The organism is Methanogenium organophilum (assembly GCF_026684035.1).
In the GTDB taxonomy this organism is placed as follows: domain Archaea; phylum Halobacteriota; class Methanomicrobia; order Methanomicrobiales; family Methanomicrobiaceae; genus Methanogenium; species Methanogenium organophilum.
On record NZ_CP113361.1, the window covers coordinates 688085 to 711703 of the forward strand.

Sequence of the window (23619 nt, forward strand, 5' to 3'; positions counted from 1 at the left end):
CTCACTCCATACCTTCTGCCAGGGATTTGGATTTCGAATCCCACGGTCCTGCCAGCCGTATCACATTAAATGGGCACGCCTCAACACATACGCCACACCCGGCGCAGAGTTCATGATCTACATCGAGAACAATGGCTTTGCCATCCTTCACTTTGTAGATCTTATCATCGGTCACCGGATCAACTGTAAACAGCTCCAGCGCATCGACGGGACATGCCACAACACATGCGTTACAACCGGTACACCGCTCCATGTTAATATGCAATGCAAATGCCATGGTTTCACGCACCAGTATCGATTAAATCGATTACAGGAAAAGTTGTTGAAAAGAATAGATAAAGGTATTGAAGTAGTGTCCATTGTGAAAAACGGCGTACCTCCCTTCTTTCTTGATAGTACTAATTTACAATGCCAAAATATTAATTCTGTATGGTTAATTTCAACGAGCGCAATCCACCAATAATAATCAAAAATTGTCAAAAAAGAAATCCCCGAATTCATTAATTTATTTTCAAATTTCTGTATTGCTAAACCAACAATAATTATGGAAAAACATGTGTTTTCTGACAATTAGTCACAGAAACCGGATTCATGGGGGAAAATCCCGATCTCAGCAATTTCTAATATCCGCTCACTGACATCCCCGTACAGTAAACCTAATTTCAATCAAAAACCACCATAATTATACATGACAGCAGACGACCTTGCAGAGATATTCAAAGAATATGGAATCGAAAATGAGATCACCTGCCCACAGGCATTTGAAATATCAGAAAAATATGGTATCTCAAAGACGGCCATTGCACGCTACTGCAACAGCCGGGACCCCCGCGTTAAGATCAGGGGATGCCAGCTGGGCTGTTTCAAATGAGCATATTTCTGGACCTGATTCCCGTCTCTCGCGCCGAAGAGATCCTGCAGGATATTGCACCACCCATGGAGGAGGAATGGGTCTCCCTGCTTGATGCATACAGGTGTGTCCTCTCCCAACCAATTACCGCACAGGAAGACATACCCGGGTTCACCCGTACGGTTGTGGACGGATACGCCGTTAGTGCGTCGGATACTATTGGTGCCGGAGAGGCATTACCTGCCATGCTCACCATTACCGGACGGGTAGGAATGGGAGATGGGGATGCCGGAATTGTCAGGCCAGGTGAATGCCGGTATGTCCCGACAGGCGCAGTCATTCCCGATGGTGCCAATGCCGTCGCCATGATCGAATATGCAGAAGAGTCAGGCGATGAGGTCCTTGTCTATCGGGCAGTCGCAGAGGGAGAGAACCTCACTCTTCAGGGAGACGATTTCCGGAAAGGTGAAATGGTGTTTCCCGCAGGAAGACGCCTGTCATCACGCGATCTCGGTGTCCTGGGGGCACTTGGCGTAACCATGGTGCCTGTGCGCAGGAAACCTGTGCTCGGAATCATCAGCACAGGGAATGAACTCATCAGTCCGGATAAGACTCCCGGACCGGGTGAAATCAGAGACGTCAACACCTACCTCTGTCGCGGATATGCAGAAGAACGGGGCACTGTCCCACGCATGTATGGCATCGTTCCCGACGAACGGGGCCCTCTCGAGGAGGCCATCCGCCAGGCAGTAGCAGAGTGCGATCTGGTCTGTATCTCCGGCGGCAGCTCAAAAGGAGAACGGGATATGTGTGCCGCCATTCTTGCAGACCTCGGTACGGTTCATGCACATGGCATTGCGCTTGCACCCGGCAAACCGACGATCATCGGCACGATCAGTGATGTACCCGTGCTGGGCCTTCCCGGCCACCCGGCATCTGCCTATGTAGTCCTTGTGGCACTGGGTGATGTACTGATCGCCGCCATGACAGGAAGCGCGGCTGCACGGATAACCGTACCGGCCCGCTGCGCCGCACCGATCCCATCCGCACGTGGACGGGAGGACTACATACGCGTTCGGCTTGAGGGACATGACGCATACCCGCTCTTTGGAAAATCCGGCCTTACAAATACCCTTATTGAAAGCCATGGACTGCTCCGCGTCCCTGATGGCAGGGAAGGGTATGAAAAGGGTGCAGAGGTCGAGGTGATCCTGTGGTAACGAGAGTAAAACGATATCTCGAACTGGTCTCTCTGAATGAGGCCCTTGAAAAGACACTCACATCATTCCCGTACATCCCCGGAGTAGAGGATGTTCCCCTCTCCGCAGCTGCGGGCAGAGTAACCGCAACCCCGGTATTCACACGACAGTCTGTCCCACCAGTGCATCTCTCGGCGATGGACGGGATAGCAGTGAAAAGCCGGGATACAACCGGGGCCAGTGAACAGCGCCCGGTGACCCTGCAGGATTCCCTGCGAGTCAATACCGGCAATGTGGTCTCCTCAGAGTATGATGCAGTCATCATGATTGAGGATGTTGAGGAAACAGATAACGGCCACTACACTATCCGCAAGGCCGCCGCTCCCTGGCAGCACATCCGGCCGGTGGGAGAAGACATCGGCGAATCCGAGATGATTGTCCCTTCATCCCACCGCATCCGTCCCCACGAGATCGGTGCCCTCGCTGCCTACGGAGTGACGACTGTCCCTGTGCGGAGTGTGCGGGCAGGACTCATTGCAACCGGTAGTGAACTGGTACCCGTTGGTACGAGACCCGAAGCAGGCCAGGTCATTGAGAGCAATATGCAGATGGCATCCGCATGTCTCCGGGATTTCGGGGCCACACCCACCTATTATGGCATTGTACCGGATGAACCGGACAAAATCCGTAAAGCCGTCATCCGGGCGACAGAGGAGAATGATATGGTCATCATCTCCGCAGGCTCCTCCAAGGGGACCCGTGATTTTACGGCATCCATTATCGAAGAACTGGGAGAGGTGTTCATCCACGGGGTTGCCATCAAACCGGCACGTCCGGTAATAATCGGTACCATCGACGGCAAACCTGTCATCGGCACCCCCGGATACCCACTTGCCGCATATACCATCATCCGCGAAATCATCGGTCCGATGATGCACGCATACGGCCTGCAGCCGGCGGTGCCAGAGACCATTCCCGTCGTCCTCTCCACACGGCTGGACTCGGCAGGAGGCACGGACGAATTTGTTTTGCTCTCGGCAGGCAGGGTCAGCAACCGGTGGGTGGCTGTCCCCCAGTCCCGCGGTGCAGGCGTGCAGATGAGTGCGGTTCGTGCAAATGCCTATATGAAGATTCCCGCACGTAAAGAGGGTGTTATGGCGGGCGAGGAAGTGCAGGCGACCCTGATGGCCCCGCGGTCCGTTGTAGCGGAATCACTTCTCATCACCGGCAGCCATGACCCATGTATCGATTATCTCGGCGACATGCTCCGGAAACATGCAGTCACTATCCACCCCACCCACACCGGCAGCATGGGAGGCGTCCTCTCTCTGAAAAAGGACACCTGTCATGCAGCACCGATGCACCTTCTCGCTGAGGATGGCACCTACAATACTCACTACCTGGAGAAGTACCTGCCTGACATCCCACTCACCATCATCTGTGGGGCAGAACGCGAACAGGGCATCATCGCACCCGAGCCGGTCACCTTTGACGACCTTCCCGATAAACGGATCATCAACCGACAGAAGGGCTCCGGGACACGAATCCTCTTTGACCATCTCCTGAAAGAGAAGGGCATAGACCCCGCGGGCATTACCGGATATGAGCGGGAAGCAACTACCCATCTTGCCGTAGCCCTTGCCGTCCGGTCCGGCGAGGTGGAAGCAGGCATCGGAGTTTACAGTGCGGCAAAGGCACTTGGTCTTTCATTCACCCCTATCGGAACAGAACGCTACGAACTGGTGACACGGACATCGACCTATGAAGACATGCCGGAAGTCAGAAAACTCTTCGATACCGTAGCTTCAGATGCGTTCAAAGAGATACTCCACCGTCTTGGCGGATACCGTACAGAAGAAACAGGGATAATCAGAAGAATACCCTGATACCAATTTTTTGAAATTCGGTAAAAAAATTATTCTGCAGGAAGAACTTTCTTCCACCAGATAACCTGTCCGTCCTCAACTTTGAGCACTTTCAGGTAGTTGATCATGACATCAGCAGGCACATTGGAAACATCCGCACCGGTTGGCACAAAGAGTGTCAATGGTTCAAGTAACACTCCTGCGGCATTGGCTCCCTCGTACTGCTGCTGTAGCTGTTCTGCCTTCGCTGCTGAGACAGCAGCTTCCATGCTGACCTCCACAGGATAGCGTGCAGTCTTACCGAAACGCTTCCTCGAGACAACGTATGCAAAGGATGCACCGCCGCACTCTGGCTGCCTTTCAATATTCCATCCCTCACCCGGTGAGAACATCTTTCTCAGGTCACGGGTAACATATGAATTCATTACATCTTTGGAATCGCCCATGTTCCAATCTCCTCTATGCTATGAGATTTCATCTTACAAAATTTAAACTTATCTCATTTGTTGGACAGCCAATTTTCCCAAATAAAGGACATAAACACCATTTTTTACATAATTATGAGATATTTCGTAAGATACATGCTCTCGGCCACACTCATGTCACCTACCCCACCTCCCTGCATTCTGTCACAGTGAACAGCGAAAAAGAAAGCTTATAGTAAGTAGATGCACCAAATATTGGATTAGTATCGAGAGGTTTAATAATGGAATTAAACGGCGTTTTTATCGAAGATGAGTATGCAGAGGCATTCCCCAACTGGGCATGCCGTGTCATTATCACCGCAATCAATGAGAAATGGGCAGTTAACGCAGCAACCGAGGCAACCGGCTTTGCCACATCAGCAATCGGATGCCCCTGTGAAGCAGGAATCGAGCGTATTCTCTCCCCTGAAGAAACCCCGGACGGACGCCCCGGCGTTGCCATCATGATCTTTGCCGGCGGCAAGAAGAAGGTAAAAGAGCAGGTCGTTGAGCGCCTTGCAGAGTGTGTTCTTACCTCACCAACCGCAGCAGTCTTTGACGGCATGCCTGACGCAGAAGAGCGCATCGATGTCAAACTCCACTTCTTCGGTGACAAGTTCGAGCACAAGGTGGAAGTCGGCGGACGCCAGTGCTGGGCCATCCCCATCATGAACGGCGAATACATCGGTGAGGAAGAGTTCGGTATTGTGAAGGGTATCGCAGGCGGCAACTTCTTCATCATGGGAGAGTCCGTCGAGGCAGCACTCGAGGCATCCGAAAAGGCAATTGAGGCAATCAAAACCGTGCCAGGTTCCATCACCTCTTTCCCTGTTGTCGCATCCGGTTCAAAGGTCGGTTCAAACGCATACAAGTTCATGCCTGCAACCACCAACGAAAAGTACTGCCCAACCATCCGTGACCAGGTGGAAGACACCAAGGTTCCCGAGGGCGTTGCATGCATCTATGAAATTGTGATTGACGGCGTCGACGAAGAAGCCATCAAGGCAGCCACCAAGGCAGGCGTTGAGGCTGCTGTCACCGTGCCCGGCATCAAACAGATCACATCCGGAAACTTTGGCGGCAACCTTGGCCCGTACAAGTTCCAGCTCTCAGAAATTCTTTAACCCCACTTTTTTCTCTGGTGCACTGCGCATTGCTTAAATACCTTTGTTGCCGATAATTCTGTTAACGAAAATTTCGGTGACAAACACATATGATAGTATACACCCCTGACGAAATACAGAAACGATTCGGGCGCCTCTTTTCCCAACGCCTGCTGGTAATGGTAGATGAAGATGCAGGACGGGCAGAGATTCTTGAAGAGTGCCGGTGCCGTGGGTCAATCGAATGGGACGTGATGAACCGGAAACGTGCCGGAGGGGCTGTCACCGGCATCACCGTCGAGGGTACATCGATGACCATGCAGGCAAAAATCGGACACTATCCCGCCCGTTTTGGCCCGGCAGATCAGGAACTCGGCGGTCAGGCACTCGAAGGTGTAGAGATCCAGGGTGACGAGGTAATTACATCATGGGCGGGTATCGCCGGTGCCGGTGTGGGCGTTGCCGCATGCCTCCCGCAGGCGCCTGGTGTCATCCGGACAGAATACGAATCTGAAGATGACCTGAAGATCGGCGGGGCACGCCTCAGCAGGTCACGGATTGTCACCCCCCGCTATGAGAAGGTCACGATAGGCATCGACGACACCGATACCAAAGAAGAAGGGGCCACATGGGTGCTTGCCAGCCAGTGCGCCGAGGCATGCACAATTGAGGGAGCAGAATACCTGAATATGCGCCTCATCCAGCTGAACCCGAAGGTCCCGAACAAGACGACAAACTGTGTGGGCTCTGCCCTGAATTTCGCCGTGCGGCCGGATAAAATTGATGAACTGCTGACGTACGTGCGTGACTTTATTCAGGAGAATGCCGTAAGCACAGACACCGGCATCGCGGTATACCGTGGTATCGGCCTCCCGGAGGTATCACCCTATATGACAAAAGTGAAGACCGAGGTCTTAAACCAGCAGGAATGTGAGAACGAGGCGGCACGGCTTGGCATCACCTATATCGACACCTGTGCGGGCAAGGGCAGAATCGGGGCACTCGGCGCAGTGCTCTGGGCAAATGAAGGCATTGAAGCAGCCGGGTTATATGGCGAACATCTCTGACCCCTACTCTATCCGGTATCCGGAGATCTGCGCAGTCGCAGATGAGAACGGTACTACAGTCGAACTCATCGAAGAGTTTGCCTGCACCGGCGGGGCGATGTGGGCCGGGCACAATTACCAAAAAAGTCCTCTCGTGCAGTCCGTCCGGGTAGTCGGGAACACCCAGCGCTTCCTGCTCTCGGCAGGGGAGGAAGACCTTCCGCTGGAAGGATCCTATTTCCCGGCAGGGATTGCCGCAGTAGAAGTCACCGATAATGAGATAGGCATCACCTACCGGGGTGTGGGCGGCGGGGGTGTAGGAGCCACTGTCTGTCGTGCCGAGGCGGCGGGGGTAATACGCTCAAAGAGCGACCCCTGCGGCGGCGGACGCGAGGCAGGGGCCCAGATATGGCTTCCCCGGCGCGAACGGGTAATTATCGGTGTGGATGACACCGATACCCCCGAAGAAGGGGCTACCTGGACGCTCGCGCACAACATCGCAGAGGCGGTGGAAACCCCGGAAACACGCTACATCTCCCACACCATCGTGCAGCTCTTTCCAGTACCCTACCGGACAAAAAACTGTGTGGGCGTAGCATGTGAATTTGCAACCTCAGAACCCGAAATGCTGGTACATGCATATGAGGAACTGCTCCGGGAATACACCCTTTCGGATGAGACCGGCATGGCGGTCTTCCGCGGCTTTTCCCCGGCACCTCTCATGAACTATGGGTGGAAGGTAAAGCGCGGCGAGGTCACAAAGAGCGATCTCAACGAAATTCGTGAGCACATTGAAATCCGCATGGAAGGGCGGGGGATCATCGGTGCTGCAGCGGCCATCCCGTTTGCAACCCGGTACAAAGAGGCGCTGTCCATATGCACTGGGGAGACCTGAAAGCCCGGATTCTTGCGTACGGCACCGTGCGCCTCGCAGGTACCTATCGGTTCCATCCGGAACAATCGAGTGCCGGACCGGGAGCGGGGGGCGGTGGTTCAGTCTTTTTTGCCACCTCCCATGGCCGTATCCGCCTTCCCCTCGATGACCATTCTCTTCTCACACTGAACGCCGATGCAGACGGCAGTGCACACCTTACCGGCCCTGATATCGATGTGTATGGTTGCATTGAAGAGGCCGTTTATCACTGCCCCCGGCAGGCATTCATCACCCTTTCCGAAGGGTGTATCTTCTCCTGCCGCTACTGTGCAGTCCCCACCATCGCGAAGCGCATCAAGAGTGTGGAGGAGGTCACCACCATGATTGAACGTGTGATAGGTGACATTGACGCGATTTCACTTACCAGCGGGGTGCTGGATTCTGTTGAAGAAGACGAGGCACGGGCCGTTGCCATGGTGCGTGCAGTAGCACCCTTCGGCGTCCCGGTGGGTGTCTCCATCTATCCCCTGCCCGGCACCCCCCAACGGCTTAAAGATGCCGGCGCCTGTGAGGTGAAGTTCAATATCGAGGCGGCGACAGAGGACCTCTTCCGGGAAATGTGTCCTGACCTTGACTATGAGGATACCTGGACCATACTGGAAGAATCGGTCTCCGTGTTCGGGAGAAACCGGGTATTCTCCAATGTGATCCTTGGTCTGGGGGAGACGGACGCTGAGATGGAGGCATGTATCCACCGTCTGGTGGGCATCGGCGTGATTCCGGTGATCCGACCTCTCACACCCTCCCCCAATCTACCGGGACTTCCCCGTCCGACGGCGGACCGCATCCTCCGGATGACCGTGTTTGCAGGAGAAGAACTGAGAAAAGCAGGCCTTAACCACACACAGGCTCAGACGATGTGTACCCTATGTGGCGGATGTGACCTTGTGGCCGGGAGGGATGTATGACTGCTCCTGCGCCGCATGAGAACACCGGTGAAGGTTGTCTCGCTGCTGCACTCCGGACAGCAGCAGACTGCTTCTACACGGTGCCGGGATATCCCGTAACCACACTGGGAGAGGCATGTGGTGCGGTCAACACCATAAACGAAAAGGTGGCGCTCGAGTATGCACTCGGCGATGCCGTCTCCGGGCGGCGTGCCTGTGTCATCCTGAAAAATGTCGGCCTGAATGCCTGCATGGACCCCCTGATGAATGTCGCCGTTCAGGGCCTCTCCGCAGGCGCGGTCATCGTTGTCGGGGATGACACCGAGGTGAAAGGTTCTCAGAATGCACAGGACTCCCGCTGTATCGGGAGATATGCAGAGGTGCCGCTATTCTCCCCGGAGGCAGATGACCTCACCACGGTGGCAGAGGCGGCATTCCAGGCATCAGAACACTTCTCCCGCATCGCAATGGTGCGGGTGACACCGGCAGTCCTTGCAACAGCGGCGGAGGGGACGCCACCGGCACGGACGGACCATAAGGGAACCATCGCTGATTCATCACTGACCATGCGGGGACGGGCTGAGGCAGCAGAGATGCGGCAGAGGGCAATGGTGCGATGGGCACAGGAGCAACCCGTCCCCGCCCTCGTATACCCGCCGCACCAGGGCCGGGTGCCGTCCTGTTCAACAGTCTCCCCGCCGGCAGGTGACCCGGAGACGATGCATTCACGCGGATTCGCCCGCACCTTCTGCAGGGAGTGTCCGTATATTCCCCTTCTTGAGGTGATGCAGGAAAAGAACCTCCATCCCGTCCTCGATATCGGCTGCGGCCTCCTTGCCAAAAATCCCCCGTGGGAGGTCGGCATCACGGGATACGGGCTGGGATCCTCTCCGGCGGTGGCAGCTACGAGCACCGGCGTGGCACTGATAGGCGACTATGCACTGATGCACTCGGGACTGAGTGCCCTTGCGGACATCCGGGAGAAGGGGCTCCCGGTTCTTGTTGTGATTGTAGAAAACGGCGTCCTGGGGATGACCGGAAAACAGGCGGCACCGGATATCCTGCCCTATATAAATTGGGCATCGCCGGTCATTGTAACCGCCGTGGATACCGATGCCATCCGGGCCGCACTGGTGCCCGAAGACCGGCTGAAATGCGTAATTATCCGGGGCACCTGCCCTGATGGAGAAGACCATGAAACCGTGGAATGTTGAAATCTGTGACGTGACACTTCGTGATGGAGAACAGACACCGGGTGTGTCATTTACCTGTACAGAGAAGATGGAAATCGCCTCCCTCCTGGATGAAACGGGAGTGGAGGTCATTGAAGCCGGATTTCCGGTAGTATCGGACAATGAATTCCGGTGTGTGCAACAAATCTGCAGAATGGGGCTTGACTCCCGCATTTGCTGCCTTGCACGTGCCGTTCCCGGCGACATTGATGCGGCTATCGAATGCGAGGTAGATCTGGTGAGTATCTTCATTGCCACATCTGATCTGCATATGAGGATCAAATACCGGTGTTCCCCCGATGAGATGCTGGAGCGGGCCCTCGGTATGGTTGACTATGCCCATGACCACGGCATCGCGGTCCGGTTCGCAGCAGAGGACGCGTCCCGCACTGACCACACCTTTCTGCAGCGGATGTATGCGGCAGGTGCAGAGCATGGTGCTGAGTACTCGGGCTTCGCTGACACCCTCGGTTTTATGACACCCGTTGAGATGATACATTTCATGGAACACACCGGCAGCAGAATCCCGAACAAACTTGCCGTCCACTGCCACAACGACCTCGGGTGTGCCACCGCAAATACCATCACCGCAGCAGAATACGGCGCATTCCAGTTGCACACCACAGTGAACGGCATCGGTGAGCGGACCGGCAACGCCCGCCTGGAAGAGGTGCTCGCCCTCCTGCGGCTGAAAGGCGGGGTGGACCGGTATGACCTCACCCGTCTTCCCGCACTCTCCAAAAAGGTGGAGGAGTGCAGCGGCATTGTGATGATGGACACCAAACCCGTCGTCGGCAAAAACGCCTTCTCCCACGAAAGCGGCATTCACATCGCGGCGATGATCGAAGACCCGGAGGCCTATGAATATCTCCGCCCGGAGACGGTGGGAAGGGAGCGCCAGTATATTCTTGGCAAACATACCGGCAGGAAGGCAATCGAACATGTCATCGCTTCGAAGGGGTGCTCCCTCACCCCTGGCCAGATGCACTGGCTTCTCTGCCAGGTAAAAAAGGTCTCAGAAGGGAAATGCAGGATCACCGACGAGGTGCTCATGGACCTCCTGCGTGAAGCACATAAACAGGAGCAGGTATGAGTACACTTTCTGAACGGATCCTCGGCGGTCCTGCAGGCAGCTATGTGGACCGTCGAATCGACCGGGCCTTTGCCCACGATGGCACCGGTGTGCTTGCGATGGAGGCCTACCGCCGGATGGGAACACCCGAACCGACACGCCCGGAGACAGTATCGATCATCTACGATCATCTGGCACCGGCAAACACCTCACAGACTGCCACCCTCCAGAAGGAGCTGCGTGAATTTGCCGCGGCAAAAGGGTTTTCCCTCACCGATGTCGGCGGTGGCATCTGCCACCAGCTGATGAGTGAAGGGCGGGTCCTGCCCGGGGAGGTGGTTGTCGGCGCAGACTCCCATTCCTGCACGACAGGGGCCTTTGGTGCCTTCTCCACCGGGGTGGGGGCAACCGACATGGCAGCGATCTGGGCGGAAGGCAGCACCTGGTTCCGCGTCCCGGAGACGATCGGGATCGACCTGTCCGGCCGCCTGCCTGCATGGTGCGAGGCAAAGGACATCGTCCTCACCGTCACCGGTAAAATAGGCATGGACGGCGGCACCTACCGTGCATTGGAATACACCGGTGACGGCGCGGCAGCTCTTTCGATGGCAGGGCGCCTGACTCTCTGCAACATGGCAGTTGAGTGCGGTGCAAAAGCGGGCCTCTTCTACGCAGACAAAACGACACAGGAGTATCTCGCCCGCTATGGCCACGAGGTGGAGCAACAGAAACCGGAGGAGGGGCCCTACTGCCGGGAACTCCATATTGACCTCGCAGACACCGAACCTGTCCTCTCGGTTCCACACCGGGTGGATACTGTGGCACCAGTGACAGACTATGCAGGGACACCCCTGGATCAGGTCTTCGTCGGCACCTGTACCAACGGCCGCTATGAGGATTTGGAACGCTTTGCCCGCATCGTACGCGGCAAAGAGGTTGCGTGCCGCACCATCGTGGTACCGGCGTCGCGTGCCATCATGCAGCAGGCGGCAAAAACCGGTGTCCTCGCAGATATCATCGGTGCCGGGTGCATGGTCGGCCCGCCGGGATGCGGCCCCTGTCTCGGAATGCACATGGGTGTCTTAGGCGAAGGAGAAACAGCACTGTCAACCGCAAACCGCAACTTTAAAAACCGGATGGGTGTCGGAGCGGAGTATTATCTTGGATCGGTAGCAACCGCCGCCGTGAGTGCACTCGCAGGTGAGATCACCTCACCGGAGGGAATCCTATGACGCTCTCCGGCCCTGCCGTCTGCATCGGGACTGATATTGACACAGACCTTGTCATCGCCGGCCGCTATCTCCGGACAAAAGACACCTCGGTCTGGGCCGAACATGTCTTCGAAGATCTCGACCCGTCCCTTGCTCACCGGCTAAGGGGGGCAGTCCTCGTTGCCGGCAGGAATATGGGATGCGGCTCGTCACGTGAACAGGCCCCGGTCGCAATACGCGAAGCGGGCGTAGTTGCAGTCGTTGCCCCATCTTTTGCCCGGATCTTCTTCCGCAATGCGATCAATGTCGGTCTGCCGGTCATCGAATGTGAGGGACTCACCTGCCATGAGGGCGCGGCAGTAACTATCTCGCTGGAGGAAGGCTGGGTGGAGGGAGACGGTGTGCGCCATCCGGTCCGCCCTCTCTCCGGACGAATGCAGGACATTCTCGCGGCGGGCGGGCTCGTTTCATACCGGAGAAACAAATGATCTTCCCGGACGAGTGCAAGACCGTCGGATCGGCAGATGAGAAACCCGCCGGGGAGAAGATATACTTCCTCTCCCGCTACCTTGTCCGCCGCACGGATTCGGGCCATGAAGTCTGGGCGGTTGAACCGGAACAAGGCACGACAATGCTCCGGGAGATACAATCATCCCACCTCATCGCGGGCGCCGCGGATCTCTGCATGTACCCCGAAAAGGTGAACCTCCACAACCGCACCGACCTCATCCGGCGGGCACTCGCGACCGGAAAACGCTGTACGGTCTTCACGGGCTTCGATGAGCACCGGACCTTTGTCTGTGACCCGTCTGAGGAGGGGATCATCACCATCCACGTCTATGACGCAGAACCTCCCCGGCCGAATCTCGCCCATATCATCCGCAGTCTTGAAGAGACGGGTCTCTTCGGCGAGTGCAATGTGCGGTTCTGCTACCATATCACAGACATCCGCAAGACAGACGCGGAGGCTTATCCCTGCCGGGCGGCAGGGTTCTCCCGCACGATTGACAACGACCGTCTACGGGGCGATGAGACGGTCGCAGGCTGTCTGACCGCACGCCAGGTGCTTGCTGAATGTTATGGTGAGGACACTGCGTTCTCGGTCATCGACATCTGCCCTGCAAACCAGGTGGCGCGAGAACCATTCATCGCCCGCTGCTGCCGCTCAGAACGGACCGGTACCGGTATCCATAACGGATATTTCGGGGCAGTCGTCCACTGGGGGGCCACGCCCCGGACTATTGCTGACGCTGTCTTTGCCGTCTGTGATGGATGGCAGGAACAAAAGACATGCCAGGAGAGTGAACAGAAATGACCGCGATTGCAGTTGTCGCCGGAGATGGCATCGGACAGGAAGTTGTACCTGTGGCACAGGAAGTCCTTGCACTCCTCCACCCGGAGTATGAATTTTATCCCGTGGAGATCGGCTACGGCAAATGGAAGAAGACTCGTACCGCGTGCACCCCAGATGACATCACCCTCCTGCGTGGAGCAGACGCTATCCTCTTCGGTGCTGTCACCACCCCTCCTGCAGCCGATTACCGCAGTGTCGTCCTGCAGATCCGAAAGGAACTGGACCTCTACGCAAACCTCCGCCCCGTCCGGGGAGAGGGAGTGGACATCATGGTTGTCCGGGAGAACACCGAAGGACTCTATTCCGGGATTGAATGGCAGGAGGAAGATCGGGCCAGCACCCTGCGGGTCATCACCCGGAAGGGAAGCGAGCGGATTGCACGTACCGCGTGCCGGATTGCACGGGAACGAAGAAACCTCCTTACCATCGGGAACAAGGCCAATGTCATCAAATCAGACGCATTCTTCCGTGACATCTGCATCCGGACCGCTGAAGAGGAGGGGGTTCCCTACACCACCGCGTTCATTGATGCCCTGACACTGGACGTCCTGATGCACCCCGGGCGCTATGATGTGATCGTTACCACGAACATCTTCGGTGATATCCTCTCTGATGCGGCCGCCTATCTGGTGGGGGGCCTTGGGTTGCTTCCCAGCGCAAACATCGGCGATTCCCATGCACTCTTTGAACCGGTCCACGGGAGTGCACCGGATATCGCCGGGCAGGGCATTGCAAACCCGGTGGCGGCCATCCGCTCGGCGGCAATGCTCCTCGCACACCTCGGGGACACGCGGGGGGCAGCCCTCATTGACAACGCCCTCCGCCTGACCGCAGCAAAAGGCATCACAACACCGGACACCGGCGGGACGGCATCCACCAGAGAAGTGGGCGACGCGGTATGTACCGCCATCCGCCGCCTGATGGAATAACCAGGCCATACTGCTGCCGGAGACATTCCACCAGCCGGCATGTCATCCCTTTTTGCCCGCAAAATACCAATGCATTTCAGACAGCCATGATCAATATCGGATGCCACGTCTCCATCGCCGGATCTCTTGCACAGGCAATCACCCGTGCAGAGGAACGGACCTGCACTACCTGTCAGATATTCATCCGAAACCCCCGTGGATGGAAGGTGAAACCCCTGACGGAAGAGGACGCAGCAGCCTTCCGCGAGGCCGTCCAAAAAAGCGGCATTACTCCTGTGGTGGCACACATGCCCTATCTCCCCAACCCTGCCTCACCCCGTGAGGAAGTCTGGGAAAAGTCAGTTGCGGCAATTGCCACAGAAGTGGAACGCTGCCGCATGCTGGGCATCCCCTATCTGGTTACCCACCTGGGCAGCAGTCTCGGGAGCCCCCTGGACGAGGCACGGGAACGGGCCATCACCGCCATCGGAAAGGGAGTGGACGCCTCAAACGGAGAGGTGATGATCCTCCTTGAAAATACGGCAGGGACAAAGAACAGCATCGGCACCACGTTTGAAGAGATTGCCATGATCATGGAAGGGGTGGGACGACACGGACCCGTCGGCATCTGTTTTGACACCTGCCACGCATTTGCGGCAGGCTATGACCTCCGGACACCGGAAGCAACGGACGCTGTCGTCCGAAATTTTGACACGGCGATTGGCCTCTCGCACCTGAAGGTCATCCACCTCAATGACACCATATCCGAACTAGGCGGGAGGCGTGACCGCCATGAACATATCGGCATCGGGAATATTGGCAGGGAAGGTATCCGCTCGGTGGTCAGCCACCCGGCGCTTCGTGACCTCCCCTTTATCTGTGAGACCCCCGTGGACGAGCGCCGGGATGACCGGGGGAATATTGCCTGCGTCCGGAAAATAGCAGGAGAATAGGAACAGAAGGAGGACAGGCGGCGGCCAGAAGGGTAAGATCACCAGGCATGTCCTCCTGCCCAGTTATTTAAGATAGCATCCCCCATTTTATTACCAGTGAAGGCGAGACGGGACGGCACCACGGTGGTGCTCGGAAAGGACGGACATGCCCTGTATGACCAGAGCGGGTATGGCCGGAAGACGGAGGGCGGCCTCACCCTGTCACCGGAAGAGGCCCTGTATCTGGTCTTAAAAAAGAAGATCACGGTTATTGATGAGACATTTGAGTCACTCATTACAGAATTTTCATCCCGGTCCGGATTTATGCGGCGGTTTCTGGTGTACCGTGACATGCGGGAGCGGGGATATGTCATCCTGCCCGGCCCCCAGGACTTCCGGGTATTCCGGCGGGGTGAGAGGCCTGGCACCGGACGGACGAACTATCTCATCCGGGTCCTCTCGGAGCGGGACCTCATCACCTTCCGTGACCTCTCCGACGAGGTGGCGTCAGCGGTGCATATGCGCAAACAGTTTGTCCTCGCCGCTGTTGATGACGAAGGTGAACTCACCTACTACGATGTAAAGGCGGATGTCCTCAAAGAGTCAGGGGCTGCACCGGACATCCCGCCCGTCACCGCAATACGTGCCGGAAATTCCGTTATCACACAGGATGTCGCGGCATTCCCCGACCCCTTGTGGTTCGGGACAAAACTTGACAAAACACGCCTGATGCTATCTCCCATGGAGACACTCTATCTCCTTGAACGGGGTCTCCTTACCATTGACGGGGATGCAAACGGGGCAGCCATCCGCGAGGACATCCCAAAAGAGGATGCCGAATGGAAGGAGAAATATCAGGTATATGCATACCTGCGCAACCTCGGGCATGTCCCCCGAACTGCATATAAATTCGGCCATCACTTCCGGGTCTATTCAGGAGAGAAAAAACACTCAGAACTCCTGGCCCACGCCATCCCTGCTGACGCGTCCATGCCTATGAGTGTGATTTCACGTTCTGTCCGGCTGTCGCACAGTGTGCGCAAGAAGATGCTTTTTGCATGTGCCGAACAAAATGGTATTGAATTCATTGAATTTGCACGAATCAAATTGTGAGTGATCTGTTTCTATGCAGTCGGAGATTAACCCATGGTCTGCAAACCAGTCCATCGACACGGATAAACTCTTTACTGAGTTTGGTATCGAACCGATTGAGCCCCTGCTCCCGGAAATCAGGAACGCCCCTGCATTTATGCGGCGTGGCATTGTGATTGGGCATCGGGACTACCGCCCCATCGTTGATGCGATGACGGGTGGCACACCCTTCCATGTCCTGACCGGATTTATGCCGTCCGGGCACCCCCACCTTGGCCACCTGATGGTGATGAAGGAGGTTGCCTGGCACGTACAGCAGGGTGGAAACGGATATGTAGCAGTTGCGGACCGTGAGGCACATGCCGTTCGAAATATCTCATGGGACAAATGCAGTGAATATGGCAGGGAGTATCTCACCTGCCTCTACGCACTGGGGTATGAGGGAGAAACCTACTACCAGAGCACCAATAACCGCCTAAAGGATCTCGCCTTTGAAGCGGCAATAAAAATGAACTTCTCGGACCTGCAGGCAATCTACGGGTTTGGTCAGGAGACCGCCCTCGCTCATGCGATGAGTGTCGCAACACAGGTCGCAGATATCCTCTTCCCACAGGAAGATGCAGGCCCGGCACCCACCATTGTCCCGGTGGGTATCGACCAGGACCCGCATATCCGCCTCACCCGTGACGTCGCACACAAACTCCGCTTCTTCACGGTTGAGATGCGGGACGGATACGTTAGTGTGCGCTCCAAAAACGCACCTGAGGAGGCACTCGCCGCGGTGCACAAGGCATTCCCGAAGTCAAAGAAATACGAAGGGCATGTGGATATCAAAGGTGTGGACCTGAGTGATGTAAAAACAAAAGTCCGGGCGATTGAGATTGAACACGGTGGATACGGATTTTATTCCCCCTCTGCAACATACCACTACTTTATGCAGGGGCTGCAGGGCGGAAAGATGTCGTCGAGTGTCCCGGAGAGCTTTATCGGGTTCTGTGACACAGAAAAAGCGGTTAAAAAGAAGATCATGGGTGCCCTCACCGGCGGCAGGATGACCCTCGAGGAACAGAAACGGCTCGGCGGAGAACCGGATAAGTGCTCGGTCTATCTCCTCAACCTCTTCCATATGGTGGAGGACGACAACGAACTCACCGAGATCTGCCGTGCCTGTAAGGCGGGTGAACTGATGTGCGGCACCTGCAAGAAGGCGACCTACGAACGGGTCAAAGAATTCCTTGCAGACTTTAAAGAGCGGATGGATGAAGCGGAACACAAGGTGGATGAGAGATAATGGCTGAACTTACCTATAACGAAAAACGCCTGATGGTGGTCTTAAACACAATAAAGGAGGCCACCCCGGACGTCATAGCTGGCGAACTGAACACAACTGCAGAAGCCGTGGTACAGTTTGCCCATCTCTGCGCAGAAAAAGGCATTGCCACCCTTGAACGAGACATCACGGTCAGTTACGCACTCACAACAGAGGGACAGCAATATGTCACCTTCGGCCTGCCCGAACGGCAGGTCTACGCCTCATTCCAGGACGAAATCAGCATGAAGGACATGCAGGCGCACCCCCTTGCCCGGATCGCCATCGGCTGGATGAAGAAGAAGGGCTGGGTTACCATCGAAAAGGGTATCGTTAAAAAGACCGGAGAGGCACCGGAAGGTGCTGATGAAGTGGCACTCCGCGAGCCTGATGCAAGCAGGGAAGGTATCCTTGAACTCGTCAAACGCGGTCTTGCAGAAGAGACTGAGACAATCACCTACCGGATTGCAATCACGGAAAACGGGAAGGCGCTTGTCGAAGAGGGCCTTGATCTGAGAGAAGAGATTGGTACCCTCACCCGTGAACAGATCCTCTCCGGGGACTGGAAGGAACAAAACCTCCGGCGCTACAGCGTGGACAAACTGCCCAAACGCATCATCCCCGGCAAAATACACCCCTACCAGCGGCTCATAAACGAGATGCGCAATGTGCTTCTTGAGATGGGATTTGTTGAAATATACGGTGAAGTGGTGCAGAGTTCATTCTGGAACTTTGACGCGCTCTTCCAGCCGCAGGACCATCCGGCGCGGGAGATGCAGGACACCTTCTTTTTGGATGGCTCCTCTCCCCTGCCGGAGAACTGGGAGCGGGTCCGCGACATCCACGAACACGGCGGCACCACCTCGTCTGCCGGATGGGGGGGCACATGGAATCCTGCGAAGGCACAGACCAATGTGCTGCGGACGCATACGACCGGACTCTCCATCCAGTATCTGAAGGACCATCCCGACGAACCGGTGAAGGCCTTCTGCATCGGCAGGGTCTACCGGCGTGAAGCAATCGACCCCACCCATACCCCGGAGTTCGAACAGCTCGAAGGGATTGTAATGGACAAAGATGTCTCATTCCGCCACCTCATGGGATTTTTAAAGGAGTTCTACGGGAGAATGGGATTCGAGAACGTGCGGTTCCGCCCGGCCTACTTCCCCTATACCGAACCCTCGGTCGAACCGGAAGTCTACGTGGACGGTCTCGGCTGGGTTGAACTCGGCGGGGCAGGCATCTTCCGCGAGGAGGTTACCGACCCGTGGGGTGTCACCTACCCGGTGCTTGCCTGGGGACTCGGCGTATCCCGTGTTGCGATGCTGAAGATGGGGCTGCGTGACCTGCGTCAGCTCTACCGCAGTGACGTGGACTGGATTCGTGATACGCCCATGATGCAGGGAGGGAGAGACTAATGCCAATCATCAGACTGCCGTATGAGTACCTGGAAACACTGACCGGCACCGACCGCGAGACCATCATCGACCGCCTGCCGATGATCGGTGCGGATATCGAACGTATCGAAGAGGACCATATCGATGTTGAGTTCTTCCCGGACAGGCCGGACCTCTTCTCCACCGAAGGGGTCGCACGGGCGATGCAGGGATTCCTGGAGCTCAAAGAAGGCATCAATGAATACCCGGTCACCCCCTCCGGCATAACGTTCCGGGTCGACCCCGGCCTCGCAGATATTCGCCCGTACCTCGGGTCGGCCGTTATCCGCAATGTCTCCCTGACTGAAGAGGCCATCGAGAGCCTCATGGGCCTGCAGGAAGCGCTGCACTGGGCAGTAGGACGAGGACGCGCCAAGGTGGCCATCGGCGTGCATGACATGGATACCGTCACACCGCCGTTTTACTATCAGGCAGCACCCCGTGACCGTGCCTTTGTGCCTCTCGATTTTGATGAAGAGATGACAATGGAGGAGATCCTTGAGCGTCACCCGAAAGGTGTGGACTATGCCCATCTTGTACGCGACTTCGATCGTTTCCCGCTCATTACCGATGCTGAGGATAACGTCCTCTCCTTCCCGCCGATCATCAACGGGGAACTGACAAAGGTGACGACAGCCACAAAGAACATCCTGCTGGACTGCACAGGAACAGACGAAAAGGCCGTGATGACCGCGGTCAACAATATCTGCACCGCACTCGCGGATGCCGGCGCTACCATCGAGAGTGTTGAAGTGGACGGTACATCGATGCCCTCCCTCTCACCGTCTGTTCGGACGGTAAGTGTGAACGAGTGCTGCGAACTCCTGGGTATCTCCCTCACCGCAGATGAGATGGCCGCACATCTCCGGACCATGCGGTTCGGGGCAGAGGCGGAAAGTGAGGATGAGGTGAAGGTCACCGTGCCCTGCTACCGCTCTGACATCATGCACGACTGGGACACCTTCGAGGATGTGGCAATATCATACGGCTTCGAGAACTTCGATGCCGCCCTCCCGGAGTCGTTCACCACCGGAAAACCACATCCGGTGATGATATTGCAGGACGGTGTGCGTGAGATCATGGCGGGCCTTGGATTCCTCGAGATGATGCCCTTCACCCTCACAAATGAACGGGTGCTCTACACTGCGATGCAGCGCGAACCCAATGCACAGGTGCTCCGCCTGCGACACCCGATCTCAGAGGAGCAGACCGTCGTGCGCACCGACATTCTTCCGATGCTCGTAGAGACACTCCAGATCAACCACCACCGCGAACTGCCGCAGCGCCTCTTCGCCATCGGTGACTGTGTGGAGGGTGAAGCAACCTTCCAGAAGGTGGCTGCGGTAAGTATCCACACAGAAGCGGATTTCTCAGAAATATACGCCTGTGCAGACGCCCTGATGCGTGAGATGGATATCCCGTATGAAATCGAGGAATCAGACGACCCGGCGTTCATTCCGGGACGGCGGGCCAATATTTTCGTGGACGGAAAAAAAGCAGGAGTGTTTGGGGAAATCAACCCGGATGTCATCCGGGCCTTTGAACTGGACGCACCAATATGTGCAATGGAATTTGATCTCAGATGCGTACCGCAACACCGCGGTCTCTGAGATACTCTTTTACCTCTTTTACGGTCATCTCACCGAAGTGAAAGACGCTTGCGGCAAGGCAGGCATCGGCATGGCCTGTCAAAAAGCCGTCATAGAAGTGTTCAAGCGTACCAACACCGCCGCTTGCAATCACCGGGATACCGACGGCATCAGATATGGCTGCAGTCACCGCCACATCAAAGCCCTGTTTTACGCCGTCAGTCTCCATGGACGTCAATAGAATCTCACCGGCACCCCGCCGTTCGGCCTCTTTGGCCCATTCCACCGCGTCAATACCTGTCGGGTGACTGCCGCCGTAGATGACCACTTCATACCATACCACCGCACCGTCCGGCATGGTGATGGGAGTCGCACCGTCACGCATCTCAGGATTCTTGCGCACATCCATTGCGACAACGATGCACTGCGACCCGAACATCACAGCCCCCTCAGAGATCAGTTCCGGGTTCTGCACGGCACTGGTATTGATACTGACCTTGTCCGCACCGGCCCGGAGAATCTCCCGGATGTCCGCAATGGAGCGGATGCCGCCGCCGACGGTGAGCGGCAAAAAGAGCTGGTCTGCTGCACGCTCGATCACATCGATGATAATGCCACGTGCTTCCTTTGATGCGGTGATATCTAAAAAGACCACTTCATCAGCACCCTGTTCATTATACCGTGCGGCGAGTTCAACCGGGTCGCCCGCATCACGCAGGCCAAGAAAATTTACCCCTTTCACAACCCTGCCGTCCTTCAAATCCAGACAGGGAATGATCCGTTTGGTGAGTGCCATCGTATTACAAGGTGTGTCCGGCGGGTATAATGAAAATTGTGTATCAGGCGGTTCCCCCACAAACAGGATATCAGTAGAATAAAAAGTCCCTTAAACCGCCATAACATACGGTATTGACAGGACGTATACATATGACCATGGACTCAGGAGAACTGAAGATGGGATGGGCCAGGCAGTATATGCCGGTCCTCGCGGAGATCCGCAAACGGTTTGAAGCAGAAAAGCCGCTTGCCGGCGCCACCGTCGGCATGGCCCTCCATGTAGAGGCAAAGACCGCGGTACTTGTCGAGACGATGGCAGCAGGCGGGGCAGAGGTCCATATCACCGGGTGCAACCCCCTCTCCACCCAGGACGATGTGGCTCGTGCTCTGGGACGGGTGCCCGGTGTGCACTGCTACGCCACCCGCGCCTGCAGTGTGGACGAGTACTATGACGCAATGGACAAAGTCCTCGATGCGTCCCCGAATATCACGATTGATGACGGCATGGACCTCATCCACCGCATTCACACACTTCGCCGCGACCTCCTCGACACGATCATCGGCGGATGCGAGGAGACCACTACCGGTATCCAGCGCCTGCGGGCAATGGCAGAAGAAGGTGCCCTTGAGTTTCCGGTCATCGCGGTGAACGACACCCCGATGAAACGCTCCTTTGACAATATCCACGGCACCGGGGAGAGTGCCCTCTCCTCCATTATGATCACGACGAACACCATCATCGGCGGCAAGTGGTTTGTGGTGGCAGGATACGGCTACTGCGGACGGGGACTCGCACGGATGGCGCACGGTCTCGGCGCGAAAGTAATTGTCACCGAAGTTGATCCCCGCCGTGCCCTTGAGGCACACATGGACGGCTACCACGTGATGACCATGAAAGACGCGGCAGCCATCGGTGAGATCTTTGTGACGACAACCGGCAACACCTCCATCATCACGGGAGAGCACTTCCCGCTGATGCGCGACGGTGCGATTCTCGCAAACGCAGGCCACTTCAACGTGGAGATTGACATCCCATGGCTGGAGGAGCATGCAGAGGAGAAGGAGACACGGGACAGCATTGACACCTATCTTGTCAATGGCAACCGCATCAGTGTGCTTGCAGAAGGACGGCTCGTCAACCTCGCAACCACAAAAGGCATGGGGCATCCCGTAGAAGTAATGGACCTCTCCTTTGCCCTGCAGGCACTCTGCACGGAGTATATGTATAAGAACGGCGGAGACCTCACCGGCGGTGTCTATGAAGTGCCCTATGAAATTGATGCGACAGTCGCACACCTCAAACTGGCATCCCTGGGTGTCACCATTGACGAACTCTCAGAAGAACAGAAGACCTACCTGCAGTCATGGACAGCAGGCACATAAATACACATTTTTTAGAGGGACACGCCTCAGAATTTACCATCTGCATAGGACGTGCGGATCGCAAAAAGATACTCCTGCGCATACCCGGCATATGGGCCAAAATGCTCTTGGGCAAACCGGCGGATACGCTCGTATTCCGCAGGCGTAAAGGATTTTTCAGGGTCCCCGATACCATAGAGGCGATGCATGATCATCCGCATCCAGGTATCAACCGGAAATGATTCGTACTTCTGGAAGCCGAAAAGGAGCACACAGTCCGCCACTTTCGGGCCAATGCCGGGATAGACCATCAGTGCACGCCGTGCCTCTTCAAATGGCATCTCCCGGATACGGTCTGCCCACGCGGGGTCAGCGGCAATGGCCGCAGCGGTCTTATAGACATATGGCGCCCGGTACCCAAGCGTGCACCCGCGTATTTCTTCGAGGGTAAGGGTCGAGAGGGCTTCCGGTGTAGGAAAGGCATATCGAACAACCCCGTCCGGTGCCGTGATCGGTTTCCCTGCGGCCCGGCACAGATTTTCTATCATCCGGGTTATAAACGGAATATTCGCATTCTGGGCACAGATATATGAGATGAGGCATTCCCACGGATTCTGGCGGACGATCCGGAGTCCGCCCGTGCACCGGACTGCATCCATGATATGGGCGTCACAAGAGAAACCGGATACAATGGCGTCATGGGGGCAGTCAAGGTGAAGATATGAAATAAGAAATGCTTCAGAACAGCCGGTATAGTATAGTGATCCACAATCCTGGCGAATCGTGATGAAACGGCTGTCCGCCACCCCCTCCCAGGTATCCTCCCGCTTCTTCCACCGGAAAAGCTGGCCACAGGAGAGCGTCGCATCGAGATTCAGCGGACATACCGGTTCATACACCATAACCTCAGGTACTGCTGCAGATGGTCCGTCTTTCATAGTACGTGATGTACCATTCCCTGCGGTTCATCAAAAAAAGCGCGGTACCGGCAGCTACA

The 23619-nt window shown here is 56.3% G+C and carries 23 protein-coding genes; 19 read left to right on the forward strand and 4 right to left on the reverse strand.

Features of this window, described 5'->3' with window-relative positions:
* Position 1 precedes the first annotated feature (1 nt).
* Positions 2-277, reverse strand: a complete 276-nt coding sequence (locus OU421_RS03600) for an indolepyruvate ferredoxin oxidoreductase subunit alpha (RefSeq protein WP_268187245.1) — start codon at positions 275-277, stop codon at positions 2-4.
* Positions 278-688: 411 nt separating this feature from the next.
* On the opposite strand from OU421_RS03600, the gene OU421_RS03605 reads away from it, so the two are divergent.
* Genes OU421_RS03605 through OU421_RS03615 form a run of 3 tightly spaced genes read left to right on the forward strand, consistent with a single transcriptional unit; the run spans position 689 to position 3935 of the window.
* Positions 689-871, forward strand: a complete 183-nt coding sequence (locus OU421_RS03605; RefSeq protein WP_268187246.1) for a hypothetical protein — start codon at positions 689-691, stop codon at positions 869-871.
* Complete coding sequence (locus tag OU421_RS03610) at positions 868-2070, forward strand: molybdopterin molybdotransferase MoeA (protein ID WP_268187247.1); 1203 nt, start codon at positions 868-870, stop codon at positions 2068-2070. The genes OU421_RS03605 and OU421_RS03610 overlap by 4 nt, the downstream gene beginning before the upstream one ends.
* Positions 2064-3935 carry a molybdopterin biosynthesis protein gene (locus tag OU421_RS03615; RefSeq protein ID WP_268187248.1) on the forward strand — a complete coding sequence of 624 codons (1872 nt, stop codon included), beginning with the start codon at positions 2064-2066 and terminating at the stop codon, positions 3933-3935. The genes OU421_RS03610 and OU421_RS03615 overlap by 7 nt, the downstream gene beginning before the upstream one ends.
* Positions 3936-3964: 29 nt before the next feature.
* On the opposite strand, the gene OU421_RS03620 is transcribed toward OU421_RS03615, so the two are convergent.
* A complete protein-coding gene (locus OU421_RS03620; RefSeq protein ID WP_268187249.1) occupies positions 3965-4360 on the reverse strand; it encodes a hypothetical protein in 396 nt (131 codons plus the stop codon).
* Positions 4361-4620: 260 nt separating this feature from the next.
* On the opposite strand from OU421_RS03620, the gene fhcD reads away from it, so the two are divergent.
* The 15 genes from fhcD (at position 4621) to pheT (ending at position 20504) form a co-directional block, all read left to right on the forward strand.
* Positions 4621-5502 carry a formylmethanofuran--tetrahydromethanopterin N-formyltransferase gene (gene fhcD / locus OU421_RS03625; protein WP_268187250.1) on the forward strand — a complete coding sequence of 294 codons (882 nt, stop codon included), beginning with the start codon at positions 4621-4623 and terminating at the stop codon, positions 5500-5502.
* Positions 5503-5591: 89 nt separating this feature from the next.
* On the forward strand, positions 5592-6548 hold the full coding sequence (locus OU421_RS03630; RefSeq protein ID WP_268187251.1) for a DUF1743 domain-containing protein: 957 nt from the start codon (positions 5592-5594) through the stop codon (positions 6546-6548).
* On the forward strand, positions 6532-7422 hold the full coding sequence (gene mmp11 / locus OU421_RS03635; protein ID WP_268187252.1) for a methanogenesis marker protein 11: 891 nt from the start codon (positions 6532-6534) through the stop codon (positions 7420-7422). Before OU421_RS03630 ends, mmp11 begins: the two co-directional genes overlap by 17 nt.
* The gene (locus OU421_RS03640; RefSeq protein WP_268187253.1) at positions 7404-8369 is read left to right on the forward strand and encodes a radical SAM protein; all 966 of its coding nucleotides are present in this window, start codon (positions 7404-7406) and stop codon (positions 8367-8369) included. The genes mmp11 and OU421_RS03640 overlap by 19 nt, the downstream gene beginning before the upstream one ends.
* Positions 8366-9562: a thiamine pyrophosphate-dependent enzyme gene (locus OU421_RS03645; protein ID WP_268187254.1), complete on the forward strand. Its 1197-nt coding sequence runs from the start codon at positions 8366-8368 to the stop codon at positions 9560-9562. Before OU421_RS03640 ends, OU421_RS03645 begins: the two co-directional genes overlap by 4 nt.
* On the forward strand, positions 9543-10673 hold the full coding sequence (locus OU421_RS03650; protein WP_268187255.1) for a homocitrate synthase family protein: 1131 nt from the start codon (positions 9543-9545) through the stop codon (positions 10671-10673). The genes OU421_RS03645 and OU421_RS03650 overlap by 20 nt, the downstream gene beginning before the upstream one ends.
* Complete coding sequence (locus tag OU421_RS03655; protein WP_268187256.1) at positions 10670-11884, forward strand: aconitase/3-isopropylmalate dehydratase large subunit family protein; 1215 nt, start codon at positions 10670-10672, stop codon at positions 11882-11884. Before OU421_RS03650 ends, OU421_RS03655 begins: the two co-directional genes overlap by 4 nt.
* Positions 11881-12351, forward strand: a complete 471-nt coding sequence (locus OU421_RS03660) for a LeuD/DmdB family oxidoreductase small subunit (protein WP_268187257.1) — start codon at positions 11881-11883, stop codon at positions 12349-12351. The genes OU421_RS03655 and OU421_RS03660 overlap by 4 nt, the downstream gene beginning before the upstream one ends.
* Positions 12348-13178, forward strand: a complete 831-nt coding sequence (locus tag OU421_RS03665; protein ID WP_268187258.1) for a DUF7714 family protein — start codon at positions 12348-12350, stop codon at positions 13176-13178. Before OU421_RS03660 ends, OU421_RS03665 begins: the two co-directional genes overlap by 4 nt.
* Entirely contained in the window at positions 13175-14146 is a 972-nt protein-coding gene (locus tag OU421_RS03670; RefSeq protein WP_268187259.1) for an isocitrate/isopropylmalate dehydrogenase family protein, read from the forward strand. The genes OU421_RS03665 and OU421_RS03670 overlap by 4 nt, the downstream gene beginning before the upstream one ends.
* Before the next feature lie 86 nt (positions 14147-14232).
* Positions 14233-15078, forward strand: coding sequence for a deoxyribonuclease IV (locus OU421_RS03675; RefSeq protein WP_268187260.1), 846 nt, complete (start codon positions 14233-14235; stop codon positions 15076-15078).
* Positions 15079-15174: 96 nt separating this feature from the next.
* Complete coding sequence (endA, locus tag OU421_RS03680) at positions 15175-16170, forward strand: tRNA-intron lyase (protein ID WP_268187261.1); 996 nt, start codon at positions 15175-15177, stop codon at positions 16168-16170.
* Positions 16171-16183: 13 nt separating this feature from the next.
* Entirely contained in the window at positions 16184-17440 is a 1257-nt protein-coding gene (locus tag OU421_RS03685; RefSeq protein ID WP_268187262.1) for a tryptophan--tRNA ligase, read from the forward strand.
* Complete coding sequence (pheS, locus tag OU421_RS03690; protein ID WP_268187263.1) at positions 17440-18876, forward strand: phenylalanine--tRNA ligase subunit alpha; 1437 nt, start codon at positions 17440-17442, stop codon at positions 18874-18876. The genes OU421_RS03685 and pheS overlap by 1 nt, the downstream gene beginning before the upstream one ends.
* Positions 18876-20504 carry a phenylalanine--tRNA ligase subunit beta gene (pheT, locus tag OU421_RS03695; protein ID WP_268187264.1) on the forward strand — a complete coding sequence of 543 codons (1629 nt, stop codon included), beginning with the start codon at positions 18876-18878 and terminating at the stop codon, positions 20502-20504. Before pheS ends, pheT begins: the two co-directional genes overlap by 1 nt.
* Here the strand turns inward: pheT and hisF are convergent.
* Positions 20473-21279 (reverse strand): imidazole glycerol phosphate synthase subunit HisF, encoded by an 807-nt coding sequence (hisF, locus tag OU421_RS03700; protein WP_268187265.1) that lies wholly within the window; start codon positions 21277-21279, stop codon positions 20473-20475. The genes pheT and hisF overlap by 32 nt on opposite strands.
* A 137-nt stretch (positions 21280-21416) precedes the next feature.
* Here hisF and OU421_RS03705 point away from each other — a divergent pair, with 137 nt between their 5' ends.
* Entirely contained in the window at positions 21417-22643 is a 1227-nt protein-coding gene (locus tag OU421_RS03705; protein ID WP_268187860.1) for an adenosylhomocysteinase, read from the forward strand.
* A 26-nt stretch (positions 22644-22669) separates the two neighbouring features.
* Here the strand turns inward: OU421_RS03705 and OU421_RS03710 are convergent, their stop codons facing one another.
* On the reverse strand, positions 22670-23560 hold the full coding sequence (locus OU421_RS03710; RefSeq protein WP_268187266.1) for a DNA glycosylase: 891 nt from the start codon (positions 23558-23560) through the stop codon (positions 22670-22672).
* Positions 23561-23619: the final 59 nt, after the last annotated feature.

Excerpts from the sequence above, each read along its gene's own strand:
- OU421_RS03710 (WP_268187266.1), bottom strand. The coding sequence starts at position 23,560 with ATGAAAGACGGACCATCTGCAGCAGTACCTGAGGTTATGGTGTATGAA.
- OU421_RS03600 (WP_268187245.1), bottom strand. The coding sequence starts at position 277 with ATGGCATTTGCATTGCATATTAACATGGAGCGGTGTACCGGTTGTAAC.
- OU421_RS03630 (WP_268187251.1), top strand. The coding sequence starts at position 5,592 with ATGATAGTATACACCCCTGACGAAATACAGAAACGATTCGGGCGCCTC.
- OU421_RS03655 (WP_268187256.1), top strand. The coding sequence starts at position 10,670 with ATGAGTACACTTTCTGAACGGATCCTCGGCGGTCCTGCAGGCAGCTAT.
- OU421_RS03665 (WP_268187258.1), top strand. The coding sequence starts at position 12,348 with ATGATCTTCCCGGACGAGTGCAAGACCGTCGGATCGGCAGATGAGAAA.
- mmp11 (WP_268187252.1), top strand. The coding sequence starts at position 6,532 with ATGGCGAACATCTCTGACCCCTACTCTATCCGGTATCCGGAGATCTGC.
- OU421_RS03705 (WP_268187860.1), top strand. The coding sequence starts at position 21,417 with ATGGACTCAGGAGAACTGAAGATGGGATGGGCCAGGCAGTATATGCCG.
- OU421_RS03645 (WP_268187254.1), top strand. The coding sequence starts at position 8,366 with ATGACTGCTCCTGCGCCGCATGAGAACACCGGTGAAGGTTGTCTCGCT.
- pheT (WP_268187264.1), top strand. The coding sequence starts at position 18,876 with ATGCCAATCATCAGACTGCCGTATGAGTACCTGGAAACACTGACCGGC.
- OU421_RS03640 (WP_268187253.1), top strand. The coding sequence starts at position 7,404 with ATGCACTGGGGAGACCTGAAAGCCCGGATTCTTGCGTACGGCACCGTG.
- OU421_RS03610 (WP_268187247.1), top strand. The coding sequence starts at position 868 with ATGAGCATATTTCTGGACCTGATTCCCGTCTCTCGCGCCGAAGAGATC.
- OU421_RS03605 (WP_268187246.1), top strand. The coding sequence starts at position 689 with ATGACAGCAGACGACCTTGCAGAGATATTCAAAGAATATGGAATCGAA.
- hisF (WP_268187265.1), bottom strand. The coding sequence starts at position 21,279 with ATGGCACTCACCAAACGGATCATTCCCTGTCTGGATTTGAAGGACGGC.
- fhcD (WP_268187250.1), top strand. The coding sequence starts at position 4,621 with ATGGAATTAAACGGCGTTTTTATCGAAGATGAGTATGCAGAGGCATTC.
- OU421_RS03670 (WP_268187259.1), top strand. The coding sequence starts at position 13,175 with ATGACCGCGATTGCAGTTGTCGCCGGAGATGGCATCGGACAGGAAGTT.
- pheS (WP_268187263.1), top strand. The coding sequence starts at position 17,440 with ATGGCTGAACTTACCTATAACGAAAAACGCCTGATGGTGGTCTTAAAC.
- OU421_RS03620 (WP_268187249.1), bottom strand. The coding sequence starts at position 4,360 with ATGGGCGATTCCAAAGATGTAATGAATTCATATGTTACCCGTGACCTG.
- OU421_RS03660 (WP_268187257.1), top strand. The coding sequence starts at position 11,881 with ATGACGCTCTCCGGCCCTGCCGTCTGCATCGGGACTGATATTGACACA.
- OU421_RS03650 (WP_268187255.1), top strand. The coding sequence starts at position 9,543 with ATGAAACCGTGGAATGTTGAAATCTGTGACGTGACACTTCGTGATGGA.
- OU421_RS03675 (WP_268187260.1), top strand. The coding sequence starts at position 14,233 with ATGATCAATATCGGATGCCACGTCTCCATCGCCGGATCTCTTGCACAG.
- OU421_RS03685 (WP_268187262.1), top strand. The coding sequence starts at position 16,184 with ATGCAGTCGGAGATTAACCCATGGTCTGCAAACCAGTCCATCGACACG.